The 14,851-nt window shown below is 68.6% G+C and carries 12 protein-coding genes; 8 read left to right on the forward strand and 4 right to left on the reverse strand.

What is annotated here, in order from left to right; translation table 11 throughout:
- Positions 1-79: 79 nt before the first annotated feature.
- Complete coding sequence (locus tag AB8810_RS05390; RefSeq protein ID WP_369915764.1) at positions 80-865, reverse strand: RNA polymerase sigma factor; 786 nt, start codon at positions 863-865, stop codon at positions 80-82.
- A gap of 142 nt (positions 866-1,007) precedes the next feature.
- Between AB8810_RS05390 and gmk the strand changes: the two genes are divergently transcribed.
- The 8 genes from gmk (at position 1,008) to AB8810_RS05430 (ending at position 10,211) form a co-directional block, all read left to right on the forward strand.
- Positions 1,008-1,637 carry a guanylate kinase gene (gmk, locus tag AB8810_RS05395; protein ID WP_179566932.1) on the forward strand — a complete coding sequence of 210 codons (630 nt, stop codon included), beginning with the start codon at positions 1,008-1,010 and terminating at the stop codon, positions 1,635-1,637.
- A gap of 112 nt (positions 1,638-1,749) precedes the next feature.
- Complete coding sequence (gene rpoZ, locus AB8810_RS05400) at positions 1,750-2,049, forward strand: DNA-directed RNA polymerase subunit omega (protein WP_010343101.1); 300 nt, start codon at positions 1,750-1,752, stop codon at positions 2,047-2,049.
- 101 nt (positions 2,050-2,150) lie between these two features.
- On the forward strand, positions 2,151-4,322 hold the full coding sequence (locus AB8810_RS05405; protein WP_179566931.1) for a bifunctional (p)ppGpp synthetase/guanosine-3',5'-bis(diphosphate) 3'-pyrophosphohydrolase: 2,172 nt from the start codon (positions 2,151-2,153) through the stop codon (positions 4,320-4,322).
- A gap of 290 nt (positions 4,323-4,612) precedes the next feature.
- Positions 4,613-4,996 carry a RidA family protein gene (locus AB8810_RS05410; RefSeq protein WP_053842173.1) on the forward strand — a complete coding sequence of 128 codons (384 nt, stop codon included), beginning with the start codon at positions 4,613-4,615 and terminating at the stop codon, positions 4,994-4,996.
- A 9-nt stretch (positions 4,997-5,005) separates the two neighbouring features.
- Positions 5,006-7,156, forward strand: coding sequence for an ATP-dependent DNA helicase RecG (gene recG, locus AB8810_RS05415; protein WP_369915765.1), 2,151 nt, complete (start codon positions 5,006-5,008; stop codon positions 7,154-7,156).
- A gap of 132 nt (positions 7,157-7,288) precedes the next feature.
- Positions 7,289-8,227, forward strand: coding sequence for a nucleoside hydrolase (locus tag AB8810_RS05420; RefSeq protein ID WP_179566927.1), 939 nt, complete (start codon positions 7,289-7,291; stop codon positions 8,225-8,227).
- Positions 8,228-8,390: 163 nt separating this feature from the next.
- Positions 8,391-8,633 (forward strand): type B 50S ribosomal protein L31, encoded by a 243-nt coding sequence (locus AB8810_RS05425; protein WP_046977672.1) that lies wholly within the window; start codon positions 8,391-8,393, stop codon positions 8,631-8,633.
- Between the two features lie 288 nt (positions 8,634-8,921).
- Positions 8,922-10,211, forward strand: coding sequence for a citrate synthase (locus tag AB8810_RS05430; protein WP_179566925.1), 1,290 nt, complete (start codon positions 8,922-8,924; stop codon positions 10,209-10,211).
- A gap of 371 nt (positions 10,212-10,582) precedes the next feature.
- Here the strand turns inward: AB8810_RS05430 and AB8810_RS05435 are convergent, their stop codons facing one another.
- From AB8810_RS05435 to AB8810_RS05445, 3 genes are all read right to left on the reverse strand, one after another.
- Positions 10,583-11,401, reverse strand: a complete 819-nt coding sequence (locus tag AB8810_RS05435) for a DUF4375 domain-containing protein (RefSeq protein ID WP_369915766.1) — start codon at positions 11,399-11,401, stop codon at positions 10,583-10,585.
- 57 nt (positions 11,402-11,458) lie between these two features.
- Positions 11,459-12,106 (reverse strand): hypothetical protein, encoded by a 648-nt coding sequence (locus AB8810_RS05440; protein WP_179566916.1) that lies wholly within the window; start codon positions 12,104-12,106, stop codon positions 11,459-11,461.
- A gap of 208 nt (positions 12,107-12,314) precedes the next feature.
- A complete protein-coding gene (locus AB8810_RS05445) occupies positions 12,315-14,750 on the reverse strand; it encodes a penicillin-binding protein 1A (RefSeq protein WP_206229473.1) in 2,436 nt (811 codons plus the stop codon).
- Positions 14,751-14,851 lie beyond the last annotated feature (101 nt).

Genomic DNA, 14,851 nt, shown 5'->3' on the forward strand with positions numbered 1-14,851 from the left:
GGTTGTCGTCCGCGGCAAAGGGAATCCGCGGGTCATTGATGAGCATGACGGGTCCAGCGCTGCCGATCCCGTAGCCGCGCTAGAGGTCCCGGCCGGCCTCCCGCAGCCGCCGCCGGCAGTGGGCGAGCGCGACGGCGATGTGCTTTTCCACGGTGCGCGGGGAAATGTCCAGCTGTGCGGCGATCTGCGCCATGCTCAGGTTGCGGCCGCGGAACAGCACGAAGACCCGCCGCGCCTGCGCGGGCAGGTCGCGGATCGCCTGCAGCAGGACCGCGTATTCCTGCTGGCCCAGGGTCGCGGCGTAGGGCGATGGCTCCGCGCTGGGAACATCTTGCGCAGCGTCCGCAGGGGCGAGAAAGCGGCTGCGCGATGCGGTCAACCGCTGCCGGTCCACCGCGACGTTGTCGACCACGCGGCGTAGATAGGTGAGCGGGTCGCGGACGCTGTGGTGGCCGGGCTCGCGCGACGCCAGGCGGATCCACGCATCGTGCACGATGTCGCCCGCCGCGCCGGCGTACTTGCGCGTCGCATACCGATGCAGTTCCGCGTAGCTGCTTTCCAGTTCGTCCGCCAGCGAGACAGGCGTGGCGGAAGAGGGAGGAGTGGACATGGCATCCGTCCAGGACCACGGAAGAAGAGCCGAAGTGTAGTGCGGATGAGATTTATTCTCAATTAAGCTCGGCCGCGACCTGCCGCCGCCGCATGCAACTGGACGCGCCACCGTGCGGAGGCGCGGTCGCTTGCGCGTCCCGCCGCGCCGCTGCGTCGCGCACAGGGATTTGCTCTGCCCGCGCGTGCAGCCGCCAGCGGCCCGACCGGCAGGACCGTGCATGCGATCGCGTGGGGAAAAGCGCTTGAGGATCATGCCGTTAAGTCCTCAGACTGTGGGCGGGCGGCGAACGGGCGACGCATTGCCCGGCGGATGCTGCAAGGCCCGGTCGCTTGCGGTCGCGGCTGGGGCTGGTATCGTGCGCCGCCCGACTTCAATCGACGGCGAGACCTGAGCGATGCGCGGCACTCTCTATATCGTTGCGGCGCCTTCCGGCGCCGGCAAGAGCAGCATCGTCAACGCCACGCTGGCGCGCGATCCGCAGATCGCGCTGTCGATCTCGTTCACTTCGCGCGCGCCGCGGCCGGGCGAACGCCATGCCGAGCACTACCACTTCGTGTCCGCCGACGAGTTCCAGGGCATGATCGATGCCGGCGACTTCTTCGAGTACGCCCGCGTCCACGGCGACTGGAAGGGCACCGCGCGGCAATCGGTGGAGCCGCAGCTGGCCGCCGGCCACGACGTGCTGCTGGAGATCGACTGGCAGGGCGCGCGCCAGGTGCGGGCCAAGGTGCCCGACGCGGTCAGCGTGTTCATCCTGCCGCCGTCGCGCGCGGCGCTGGAGCAGCGCATGCGCAAGCGCGGCCAGGACAGCGAGGCGGTGATCGCGCAGCGGCTGGCGGCGGCGCGCGAGGAGATGTCGCACTACGCCGACTTCGACTACGTGATCGTCAACGAGGATTTCGACACCGCGGTGGACGAGATGTGCGCGATCTTCGTCGCCAGCCGCCTGCGGCGCCTGCCGCAACAGCAGCGCCATGCCGATCTGATCGCCGCGCTGCTCGACCAGGATCAGGCAACTGGCTGATTCCAAAGGAAACTGAATGATGACCGGTTGATTTCGGTCGGCCCGCGCCCTACAATCGCCGCCCTTTCCCTCATTCGAGCGCGTGGCCGCCAGCGGCCCGCCGGGAGCCCGCATGGCCCGCATCACCGTAGAAGATTGCCTGGAAGTCGTTAACAACCGTTTCGAACTGGTGATGATGGCGTCCAAGCGCGCCCGCCAGCTCGCCAACGGCGTGCAGGCCACCCTCGACAACACCGAATCGGCCGACAAGCCGACGGTGCTGGCGCTGCGCGAGATCGCCGCGCGCAAGATCGACAACGCGCTGATCGACGAAGTCGAGAAGGCCGAGCGCGAGCGTGCCGAGCGCGAAGCGCTGGAGTGGGCCGCGGCCGAGGTCGTCGCCGACGAAGACATGTCCAAGAACGACGACTGATCGCGTCCCCGCGCTCGGAGCGTCTGCCGAACAGCCCGCATCCGCGGGCTGTTTCGTTTTGCGGGTTTGCCGTCCTCGCGCCGCTGGCATAGTCTTCGCGCATGAACCCAGGCCCTTCTGCCCAGGTCGCCACCGCCGCGCCGTCGCCGGCCAACGAGGCGATCCCCGACTACGTTCTGCAACTCGAACGCAGCGCCAGCTATCTGCCGGCCGAGCAGATTCCGCTGCTGCGGCGCGCGTGGGAAGTGGGCGCGGCCGCGCATGCCGGGCAGACCCGCAAGTCGGGCGAGCCCTACATCACCCATCCGGTGGCGGTGGCCGGCGTGCTGGCCGAACTCGGCCTGGACGTGGAGGCGCTGATCGCGGCGATCCTGCACGACACCATCGAAGACACGCCGCTGACCCGCGCCGAACTGGCCGCCGAATTCGGCGAGGCGGTCGCCGAACTGGTCGATGGCGTCACCAAGCTGGACAAGCTGAAGTTCCGCGACCGCCAGGAAGCGGCGGCCGAGAGCTTCCGCAAGATGTTGCTGGCGATGTCGCGCGACCTGCGCGTGATCATGATCAAGCTCGCCGACCGCCTGCACAACATGCGCACGCTCGGCGCGCAGAGCGCCGAGGCGCGCAGCCGCATCGCCCGCGAGACGCTGGAGATCTATGCGCCGATCGCGCAGCGTCTGGGCATGAGCCTGATGAAGTCCGAGCTGCAGAACCTCGGCTTCCGTGCGCTGCACCCGTGGCGCCACGCGATCATCGAAAAGCACATCCGCAGCCAGCCGGTGGTGCGCCGCGAGTCGATGGCGCAGGTGGAGGTGCAACTGTCGCAGCGCCTGGCCAAGGAGGGGCTGGAGCACCGCCTGGTCAGCCGGATCAAGACCCCGTGGAGCATCTACAACAAGATGCGCGACGAGAACAAATCCTTCGACCAGGTGATGGACGTGTTCGGCTTCCGCCTGGTGGTGCGCGGGGTGCCGGACTGCTACCACGCGCTGGGCGCGGTGCACGCCACGTTCAAGCCGCTGGACGCGCGCTTCCGCGACTTCATCGCCATTCCCAAGGCCAACGGCTACCAGTCGCTGCATACGGTGCTGTTCGGCCCCTACGGCTCGCCGATCGAAGTGCAGATCCGCACCGAGGAAATGGACCTGATCGCCGAGCGCGGCGTGGCCGCGCACTGGACCTACAAGTTCGGCGGCGATTCGCCCAACAGCGCGCAGAGCCGCGCGCATGCGTGGATCGTCGAATTGATCGAATCGCAGCGCGCCGCCGGCTCGTCGCTGGAATTCCTGGACAACGTCAAGGTCGACCTGTTCCCGGACGAGGTCTACCTGTTCACGCCGAAGGGCAAGATCCTGGCGCTGCCGCGCAATTCCACCGCGCTGGATTTCGCCTATGCGGTGCATACCGACGTCGGCAACCGCGCGGTGGCCTCGCGGGTGGACAAGAAGCTGGTGCCGCTGCGCACCAAGCTGGTCAGCGGGCAGACCGTGGAAGTGATCACCGCGCGTTCGGCCACGCCCAAGCCGCAGTGGCTGGAGTTCGTGGTCAGCAGCAAGGCGCGTACCGCGATCCGCCATCAGCTCAAGCAGCTCGAGCACGAGGACGCGGTGCAGCTCGGCCACCGCATGCTCGACCGCGCGCTGGAAGCGATGGACAGCGCGCTGGAACGGCTGCCGAAGGGGCGCCTGGACTCGTTCCTCAGCGAGCACCGCTATCCGCGCCTGGAGGCGTTGCTGGCCGACATCGCGCTGGGCAACTGGATGCCGAACCAGGCCGCGCAGGCGCTGATGGCCTATGCGGAACTGCGCGGCGGCGGCCTGTCCAAGCATTCGCAGGAAAAGATCCTGATCAACGGCACCGAGCGCGGCGTGGTCAGCTTCGCCAACTGCTGCCAGCCGATTCCCGGCGACGAGATCATGGGCTACCACACCGCCGGCAAGGGCATCGTCGTGCACCGGCTGGATTGCCCGAACCTGGCCGAACTGCGCAAGTCGCCGGAGCGCTGGGTGCCGATCGGCTGGGACACCAGCGTCATCGGCGACTACGACACCGCATTGGTGGTGGACGTGGAGAACCGCACCGGCGTGCTGGCGCAGCTGGCCGCGGCGATCGCGCAGAGCCAGTCCAACATTGAGCGCGTGGACTACCTGGATCGCGATTTCAACGCCGCGGTGCTGCGCTTCAACATCCAGGTACGCGACCGCAACCACCTGGCCGAAGTGATGCGCCGACTGCGCCGGCTGACGGCGGTGCAGAGTGTGCGCAGGCAGTAGTGGAGCCGGGATTCGGGGCTCGGGGGATGGTCGCAAGTGCGCTGCATCTTGCTTTTCTGTAGGAGCGCCTTCAGCCGCGACGCATTCCCGGTAAAGCGTCGCGGCTGAAGCCGCTCCTGCAGAAAGGCGGTTTGTCGCTGGCTGGAAGAGGTGTCTTCCTCAAAAGAATCGGTACTTCAAGTCTTTTGACGGCGATATGCCTTGAGACAGCATCCTGCCGTCCCGAGTCCCGAGTCCCGAGTCCCGAGTCCCGAGTAAAATACCCATTCCCTATTTCCGTTGGAGCCGCCATGTCCCGCCAGATCATCCACACCGAGCAGGCGCCGGCCGCGATCGGTCCGTATTCGCAGGCGGTGCGCGCCGGCAACACGGTGTATTTCTCCGGCCAGATCCCGCTGGATCCGGCGACCGGCGAGGTCGTGCCCGGCGATGTCGGCGCGCAGGCGCGCCGCGCCTTCGACAACCTCAAGGCGGTGGCCGAGGCGGCCGGCGGTTCGCTCGACCGGATCGTGCGGCTGGGCCTGTACCTGACCGACCTGTCGCAGTTTGCCCAGGTCAATGCGGTGATGCAGGACTATTTCCAGGCGCCGTTCCCCGCGCGTTCCACCGTCGAAGTGTCCGCGCTGCCGAAGGGCGTCGGCTTCGAGGTCGATGCGGTGATGGTGCTCGACTGACCCTCGCCCGTGCCGCGCGTGCAGGTTCCGGCGCCGGCGCTGTCGGCGGCAGGCGAGGCGCCGTTGTCGGCGCTGCCGGGCGTTGGCCCGAAGGTCGCCGAGAAGTTCGCCGCGCGCGGCCTGCTGACCCTGCAGGACCTGTGGCTGCACCTGCCGCTGCGCTATGAGGACCGCACCCGGCTGACCCCGGTGGCGGCGCTGCAGCCGGGCGTCCCGGCGCAGGTCGAAGTGCGGGTGGAGGCGGTGGATCGCGGTTTCCGCTACCGGCCGATGCTGCGCGTGGCGGTCGCCGACGACTCGCGCGCCACCCTGGTGCTGCGCTTCTTCCAGTTCCGTGCCGCGCAGGTGGCGCAGTTCGCGGTGGGCGCGCGGCTGCGCGCGTTCGGCACGCCCAAGCCGGGCCAGCACGGCCTGGAGATCGTGCACCCGAGTTACCAGATCCTCGGCGGCGACGCGGCCGCGGGTCTGGACGACAGCCTGGACCCGGTGTATCCGGCGGTCGAAGGCATCGGCCCGGCGACGCTGCGCAAGCTGATCGGGCAGGCGCTGGACCGATTGCCCGACGAAGCGTCGCTGGAGCTGCTGCCGGCGGCGATGCTGGCCGAACTGGGGCTGCCGTCGTTGCGCAGCGCGCTGCTGATCGCGCACCGGCCGCCGCCGCAGGCCGACCTGGGCGCGCTCGCCGCCGGCCTGCATCCGGCGCAACAGCGGTTGGCGCTGGAAGAGCTGTTGGCGCACCACCTGAGCCTGCGTCGCCAGCGCATCGCGCTGCAGCGGCAGCGTTCGCCGTCGCTGCGCGGGCGCGGCCTGTTGGCCAAGCGCCTGCAGCAGTCGCTGCCGTTCCAGCTCACCGGCGCGCAGCAGCGGGTGTTCGCCCAGATCCGTGCTGACCTGGAAAAGCCCTCGCCGATGCTGCGCCTGGTGCAGGGCGACGTTGGCAGCGGCAAGACCGTGGTCGCGGCGCTGGCGGCGATGCTGGCAGTGGACAAGAGCAAGCAGGCGGCGCTGGCGGCGCCGACCGAACTGCTCGCCGAACAGCACCTGGCGAACCTGCGCGCCTGGCTGGAGCCGCTGGGCATCCGCGTCGCCTGGCTGGCCGGCAAGGTCACCGGCAAGGCGCGCGCCGCGGTGCTGGCGCAGATCGCCTCGGGCGAGGCGCAGGTGGTGGTCGGCACGCATGCGCTGATGCAGGCCGCGGTGGCCTTCCACGACCTGGCCCTGGCCATCGTCGACGAGCAGCACCGCTTCGGCGTGCACCAGCGCCTGGCGCTGCGCGACAAGGGCGCCACCGGCGCCGGCGTGCCGCACCAGCTGGTGATGACCGCCACCCCGATCCCGCGCACGCTGGCGATGGCCGCGTACGCGGACCTGGACGTGTCGGCGATCGACGAACTGCCGCCCGGGCGCACGCCGGTGCAGACCATCGTGCTCAGCGCCGAGCGCCGCCCGGAGCTGGTGCAGCGCATCCGCGTGGCCTGCGCCGAAGGCCGCCAGGCGTACTGGGTGTGCACGCTGATCGACGAAACCGAAGACAGCGACAAGCCGGCGTCCGGGCCGGGCGGCGGCAACCGCATCGACGCAACGGCCGCGCAGGCCACCTTCGAGTCGCTGTCGGCACAGTTGCCGGAACTGAAGGTGGGGTTGGTGCACGGGCGCATGAAGGGCGCCGAGAAGCAGGCGGCGATGCGCGCGTTCAAGCAGGGCGAGATCGACCTGCTGGTCGCCACCACGGTCATCGAGGTCGGCGTCGACGTGCCCAACGCGTCGCTGATGATCATCGAGAACGCCGAGCGGCTGGGTCTGGCACAGCTGCACCAGCTGCGCGGTCGGGTCGGGCGCGGCGCGGCCGCCTCCAGTTGTGTGCTGATGTACCAGGCGCCGCTGTCGGCGATGGCGCGGCAGCGGTTGCAGACCATGCGCCAGACCAATGACGGCTTCGTCATCGCCGAGAAGGACCTGGAGCTGCGTGGTCCCGGCGAACTGCTCGGCACCCGCCAGACCGGCCTGGCCGCGTTCCGCGTCGCCGACCTGGCGCGCGACGCCGGCCTGCTGCCGCGGGTGCATGCGCTGGCCGAACGGCTGCTGGCCGAGTCGCCGGTCCTGGCCGATCGCATCGTCGCGCGCTGGGTGGGCGGCGCGGCGCGGTTCGCGGGGGCTTAGCCGTGGCTGGCGCCACGGCTGGGATTGGGGATTGGGAATTGGGGATTCGCCCAAGCCGCGGAAGCCCCGGCTTCCCAGGTCCGCGCCGCAATGCCAGACTCGGCGGCCGAACGGAATGACGAAGAATCACGCATGAGCGACAAGATTCCCCTGTTGATCGACACCGATCCCGGCGTGGACGATGCCCTGGCCCTGCTGATGGCCTTCGCCGACGATCGCCACGACGTGGTCGGCCTGACCATCGCCGCCGGCAACGTCGGCCTGCAGCACACCGTGCGCAATGCGCTGAAGCTGTGCGAAGTGGCCGGGCGCGAGGACGTGCCGGTGTTCGCCGGCTGCGCCGACCCGTTGCTGCATCCGGCGGTGGACGCCGCCCACGTGCATGGCCTGGACGGTTTCGGCGATGTCGGCCTGGCGCCGGCGGCGCGCGCCGCCGAGTCCGAGCACGCAGCCCTGGCGATCCTGCGCCTGTCGCACCGGTACGCCGGTTCGCTGCTGCTGGTCGCGCTCGGTCCGCTGACCAACATCGCGCTGGCGCTGAAGCTCGATCCGACCCTGCCGCAGCGGGTGCGCCGTTTCGTGGTGATGGGCGGGGCGATCACCTGCCACGGCAACATCACCCCGGCCGCCGAGTTCAATATCGCCTTCGACCCGGAAGCGGCGCACATCGTGTTTTCCGGGTTCCCGCACATCGAGGTCGCCGACTGGGAGGCCACCGTCGCCCATGGCCTGCCGCATCGCGAGGTCGAGCAGTGGCTGGCCGCGGATGCCGACAAGGCGCGCTTCTACGAGGAGATCTCGCGCAAGACCCGGCTGTGGTCGGAGGATTCGCGCGGCGAGCACTGGTATGCCGCCGATGCGCTGGCGATGGCCTGGGCGCTGCAGCCCGAGGGCGCGCTGGAGGTGCAGTCGCGGCCGCTGCAGGTCGAACTGGCCGGGGTCCACAGCCGCGGCGCCACCCTGGTCGACTGGAACCGCCAGCTGGGCCTGGCCGACAACGCGGCCATGCTGATCCGCTACGACCAGGCCCGTTTCCAGGCGCTGGCGCGTGCGGCGGTCGGCGCCGGCTGAGCCGGGCAGGGCGGCCGCCCCGGTGCGGCAGGGCGTGGCCGGGACGCCGCGCCGGCGCCCTGGCGTCGGCGGGGGTGAATTCCGCGCAAGTTGTTCTTGCGTGCAGGCCGGGTGAGTTGCTATAGTTTCCCTCTTGTCCAGCAGCCCCCTACGGTGCGAGCCCATGAAGGCCGACATCCATCCCAAGTACCACAACGTCGTGTTTCACGACGTCACCTCCGATTTCAAGATCCTGACCCGTTCGACCATGTCCTCGAAGGACAAGGTCAAGTGGGAGGACGGCGAAGAATATCCGCTGGTCAAGGTCGAAATTTCCTCGGCTTCGCACCCGTTCTATACGGGCAAGCACAAGGTCATCGACACCAGCGGCCGCATCGACAAGTTCCAGAAGCGCTACGCGCGCTGATCGAGCGGTCGAAGTGGTAAAGAAGGCCGCGCCCTGCGCGGCCTTCTTTTTTGGCGTCCCCGATGCATCAATTCCCGGCTGTGATGCCGGCGTAGATTCTCCCGTCCTGGCGATGGCGAGGATGCAACGCTGTGTCGCCGCCCAGCCCTCGCTCTACGACTTCAGTACGAGCGACTACTCAAATGTTGCTGTGCGATAATGACGCGATCCGTGGTAATTGCCGTGGACTTCCTTCACGCGTCTGTTCGCAAAGTACGGGCAGGCGCCTTCCACTGAGGAGCGCACACTGTGTCCGATCTTGATCAGGTCACGCTGAATGCCGGCGACAAGTCGGTCGTTCTGCCGGTACTCAAACCCACCTTGGGCAACGATTGCGTCGACATTTCCAAGTTGACCAAAGAAACCGGTCTGTTCACCTACGACTCGGGCTTCACCGCGACCGCCAGCTGCAAGTCGGCGATCACCTACATCGACGGCGACAACGGCGTGCTGCTGTACCGCGGCTACCCGATCGAGCAACTGGCCGAGAAGTCCAACTTCCTCGAAGTGGCCTACCTGCTGATGAACGGCGAGCTGCCGACCGCCGACGAATTCAAGAAGTTCGACCACGAAGTGACGCATCACACGATGATGCACGAGTCGCTGAAGAACTTCCTCGGCGGCTTCCGCCACGACGCGCACCCGATGGCGATGATGGCCGGCACCGTGGCCTCGCTGTCGGCGTTCTACCACGACACGCTGGACCTCAACGATCCGGAACAGCGGCGCCTGGCCGCGATCCGCCTGATCGCCAAGGTGCCGACGATCGCCGCCGCGGCGCACCGCTATTCGATCGGCTGGCCGATCCGCTACCCGCGCAACAACCTCGGCTACGTCGACCGTTTCCTGCACATGATGTTCGAAGTGCCGAGCGAGCAGCTGGAGATGAATCCGGTCGTGGCCAAGGCGCTGGACCTGCTGTTCATCCTGCATGCCGACCACGAGCAGAACGCCTCGACCTCGACCGTGCGCCTGGTCGGTTCCACCGGCGCCAATCCGTACGCCTCCGTCGCCGCGGGCATCACCGCGCTGTGGGGCCCGGCGCATGGCGGCGCCAACGAAGCCGTGCTGAAGATGCTGGAAGAGATCGGCACCGCCGACAACGTCGAGAGCGCCGTGGCCAAGGCCAAGGACAAGAACTCGAGCTTCCGCCTGATGGGCTTCGGCCACCGCGTCTACAAGAACTTCGATCCGCGCGCCAAGATCATCCGCGAGATGACCCACAAGGTGCTGGGCGAACTGGGCGTCAACGATCCGCTGCTGGAAGTGGCGCTGAAGCTGGAAGAGGCCGCGCTGAAGGACGACTACTTCGTGCAGCGCAAGCTGTACCCGAACGTCGACTTCTACTCGGGCATCATCTACAAGGCGCTGAACATTCCGGTGGAGATGTTCACCGTGATGTTCGCCATCGCGCGCACCGCGGGTTGGGTGTCGCATTGGCTGGAGCAGCAGGTCGATCCGGAAATGAAGATCGGCCGTCCGCGCCAGATCTATACCGGCTACGACAAGCGCGACTACAAGGCCGACGGCCAGCGCTGATCGCGCTGCCGCTGGTCTGTCGCAATCGAACGCCCCGCTTCGCGGGGCGTTTTTTTATGAGCGGAGCGCGATGCGACGGCTTTTCCGCAGGCCTCTCGTCGCGACGGATGGCCGGATGTCACCCGGAGTCGCTCCCATAAACCTGCATGCATGCAACGCGCTGAAGCGCTGTTCATGCGGGAGGGGCTTCAGCTAAGGCAGGATCTGCGGCCGGAAGGTCTGCCGCTGCGTTCGTCGCGGCTGACGCCGCTCCTGCAGAGACGTGCGGCCAACTCGCTGGGTGCACTGCGGCAGCAGCTCCGGATGGCCCGGGGCCGCCCGGCGCCGTTTCCGCGGGGCAGCGTGGAGTGCATGACCTGGATCGAGATGCCCTACAACTGCGCCGGCACGTCGATCTGCGCCACCAACGCATGGCTGTCGGCGTCGTGCATGCGCGCGATGCCGTCGAGGTCGAGCAGGTAGAAGTGGCCGCGGTCGGTCAGGAAGTGCCAGGCCAGTACCTGCCTGCCGTCGTGCACATGGCTGGGATCGCCGGCGGTGACGCGGTCCAGCGTGTGCCCGCTGTCGGCGCACAGGCGGCGGATCAGTTTCATGTAGCGCGGTTCGTTCTCCAGCGCCGCGGCGATGCGCTCGAGGCGATCGGGCAGGGCAGCGCCGCGGCGCTCGACCTCGGCCTGCATCTCCGGAATCGACAGCGCCACCAGCTGCGGATGCGCGCGCAGCCAGGCCGAATTCAGTGCGATCAGGTCCTCTTCTTCCGCCAGCGCGAAGAACGCGTCGCCATGCCGGTCGAGCGCATCGCGCGCCGGGTTGTCGCCGAAGTACTGGCCGTCCATGAACGCCTGCAACGTGGCGTCGTCCATCTGTTCGAGCAGCGCGCGGCTGGTCGCGTACAGCGCCGCATGCCGGGTTGCCCGCATCGCCTGCAGTCCGCGCCCGACTTGGTCCAGCACCAGCGGATCGGCGTTGCAGTTGTAGACGAACTGGGCGAAGCCGCCGTTTTCCACCTGCGCCACGTAGAAGTCGACGTAGTAACTGCACATTGCATCGGCGGCGATCTCGTCCGGACGCAGCCACTGGTCGAGCTGGGCGTTGATGAAGCTGATGTTGGACTGGATCGGCGCGTACGCGTCGGCGCTGTCGAGACTGTTGCGCGAGACGACGATGGCGTCGGGCGGAATGGCGGGCATGCAGCGGGTCCGTTGGCGGAAAGGAAGCGGTGCGCCGGGCGCGGCGCGCGCGGGCGCTCAGCGGCGCTGCTGGTAGTCGGCGATGTCCTGTTCGGTCAGCAGCTGCCGCAGCTGGCTTTCCGAGGCGCGCCGCATCGGCTTCTCGTCGACCTGCGACAGCGGCGCCTGGCGCAGCGCATCGTAGGGCAGCACGGTCAGGTCGAAGGTCAGTTCCTCGGCGGCGAACAGCCACACCGGGAAGTCCTCGCTGCGTTCGCGGTCCAGGCGCAGCCGGCGCGTGCGCGATTCGGCCGGGATCCGGTGTTCTTCGAGGAAGCGCGCCACCGCGTCGGCGTCGTCGCTGTGCAGGTGCAGTTGCACCGGGCTGTTGGCATCGGCGGTGCCGTCGTGCACCGGGCCGACCAGGCGCGGGGCGAAGCCATGCAGGAAGTCCATCGCGCGCAACGCGGCCTCGCGGCGCAGGCGCAGGCCGCCGGCGTGGTCGGGTCCGGCGAACAGGCGCTGGTACTCGCGCAGCGCATCCTCGATCTCGCGGTTACGCGGCAGCGAGGCGTCGTCGTGGATGCCGAGCCGCTCGGCGGCCTTCAGCTTGGCCTGGTGGAAGTCGCGGATGCCGCCTTCGGCCATCAGCCGGGCGGCTTCGTGGGCCAGCCGGCGGCGGCGTTCGTGCGTGCGGGTCTGGGCATGTTGCCGAGCGTGGTGCATGGGGCCGCCTCCCTGAAAGCCTGCCCCGACTGTACAACAGCGCGGTGACATCGGCATGCAGCGCGGTTGACGCGCTGGACAGCCGCTGCAGTCCGCTCGACCGGCCGCGGCGACGCGGCATCCGCCCCGTGGCGATCCCGCCAGCCAGCGCCGCCTCGGCACCGGGACCCGCCGAGTCCCGAGTCCCCGGTTCCGAGTCCCGCGCGCGTCAGAAAATATCGAACGCGGCGTCGTCGGTCTTCTGGTCCTGCAGGCCGTAGTCGAACTCCTGGATGCGATCCATGTCCTCGACCTTGACCCACTCGGTGGCGCCGTTGAGCGTGGCCTGGACCATGCCGGCCGGCGGGTCGTTGCTGGCGATCGGCTTGTCCTTCAGCGCCACGCGCATGTACTCGATCCAGATCGGCAGTGCCGCCTTGCCGCCGTACTCGCGGTAGCCGAGCGAACGGAAGTCGTCGCGGCCGACCCACACGGTGGTCACGTAGGGGCCGCCGAAGCCGGAGAACCAGGCGTCGCGATGGTCGTTGGTGGAGCCGGTCTTGCCGCCGACGTCCGCGCGGCCCAGGACCTTGGCCGCAGTGCCGGTGCCGCGCTGGACCACGTCGCGCATCATCGAGACCAACTGGTAGGCGGTGCGCTCGTCGATCGCGCGCGGCGCCACCTTGGCGTCGGGGTCGGTCGCCGGCGCGGTGTCGGCCGGGGTCGGAGTGGCGGCGGCGGTGGCCGCGGGCTTGGGCGGCGGTGGCGGCGCGGCGCTGCCGAAGTTGAAGCCGTCGACGACCTGGCTGGCCGGGGTGGCGCTGCCGCCGACGCTGCCGCAGCTGCGGCAGGCGGTGGGCGGGTGCTCCTGGAACAGCACGTTGCCGTCGCGGTCGGTGACCTTGTCGATGATCCAGGTATCCACCCGCGAGCCGCCGTTGACGAACACCGCATAGCCGCGCGCCACCGACAGCGGGGTCAGCGACGCGGTGCCCAGCGACATCGACAGGTTGGGCGGCAGCTCGGCCTCCTGGAAGCCGAACTGGCTGATGTACTTGCGCGCGAAGTCCACGCCGATGCTGTCGAGCAGGCGTACCGAGACCAGGTTGCGCGACTGCACCAGCGCTTCGCGCAAGCGCATCGGGCCGCGGAAGCCGCCGCCGTCGTTCTGCGGCGACCAGGTCTTGCCGCGGCGGTCGCGGAACACCACCGGCGCGTCGAGCACGATCGAGGCCGGGTTGAAGCCCTTCTCGAACGCGGCCGCGTACAGGAACGGCTTGAAGCTGGAACCCGGCTGGCGCCGCGCCTGGGTGGCGCGGTTGAACTTGTTGCCGGCATAGCTGAAGCCGCCGACCAGGGCGCGCAGCGCGCCGTTGCTGGCGTCCAGCGACACCAGCGCCGACTGCCCGCGCGGCAGCTGGGTGACTTCCCACTCGCCCGGCTTGTCGCCGGCCTGGATCCGCACCAGGTCGCCGCGCTTGAGCAGGGTGGCGGGGCTGCGCCCGGTCCAGCGGCTGGACGCGACCGGCAGCACCAGTTCGCTCTTGTTGGCCAGCACCACGGTGGCGCTGCCGTCGCTGCCGGTGGCCGCGACGATGCTCGGCAGCATGCCGCCCTGCGCATTGATCCCGGCCAGGTGGCTGGCCAGCGCGGCCGCGTCGGCATCGGCGGCGACGTCGAAATGCTTCTCCACGCCGTTCCAGCCATGGCGGCGGTCGTAGATCACCAGGCCCTGGCGCACCGCATGGTTGGCCGCGGTCTGCAGCTCGGTGTCGATGGTGGTGGTGACGTGGTAGCCCTTGTCGAGCACGTCGCCGCCGAAGCGCGCGATCATCTCCTGGCGCACCAGCTCGGCCACGTAGGGCGATTCGACCTCGACCGGGCGCTCGTGCGGGGTCGCGTGCATCGGCACCGCCTTGGCCGCGTCGGCCTCGGCCTGGGTGACGAAGCCCAGCGCGGCCATGCGGCTGAGCACGTAGTTGTCGCGGCGCTGCTTGGCGCGCTCGGGATTGCTGATCGGGTTGCCGCTGGACGGGAACTTGGGGATGCTGGACAGCGAGGCCATCTCGTCCAGGCTCAGTTCGTTGAGCTTCTTGCCGTAGTAGTACTCGGCCGCGGCGGCGATGCCGTAGGCGCGGTTGCCGAAGAAGCTCTTGTTGAGGTACAGCTCGAAGATCTCGTCCTTGCTCAGCTCGGCCTCGATCTTGCGCGCCAGCAGGATCTCGGCCAGCTTGCGGGTATAGCTGTACTCGGAGCTCAGGAAGAACTGGCGGGCGACCTGCTGGGTGATGGTCGAGCCGCCCGGCACGCGCTTGTCGTTGGTCGTGGCCAGCAGCCACACGGCGCGGGCGATGCCTTTGTAGTCGACCCCGCCGTGCTGGTAGAAGCGCGCGTCCTCGGTGGCCAGGAACGCCTGCTTAAGCCGCTCCGGCACGTCCTTCATGGTGATCGGATAGCGCCGGGTCTCGCCGAACAGGGCCATCAGCTTGCCGTCGCTGGCATACACGTACATGGGCTCCTGCAGCTCCACCTGACGCAGCGTCTGCACGTCGGGAAGCTTGGAGGAAACGACGTAATACAGACCGCCGGCGGCGGCGGCTCCGATCAGGGCGAGAACGACGAACGTGACCAGCGCCCAGCGCAGCCAACGACGAAAACGGGGCATCGAGAGAGATTCCGATTGCAGATTTCTTGGGCGCAGAGTATAGAGTACGCCGGGGAAAGGCTGGGGCCGATTCCGGGGATGCGACGGGTTTGCTGCCACGG

Source organism: Xanthomonas sp. NCPPB 3005 (assembly GCF_041228095.2).
GTDB classification, from domain to species: domain Bacteria; phylum Pseudomonadota; class Gammaproteobacteria; order Xanthomonadales; family Xanthomonadaceae; genus Xanthomonas_A; species Xanthomonas_A bonasiae.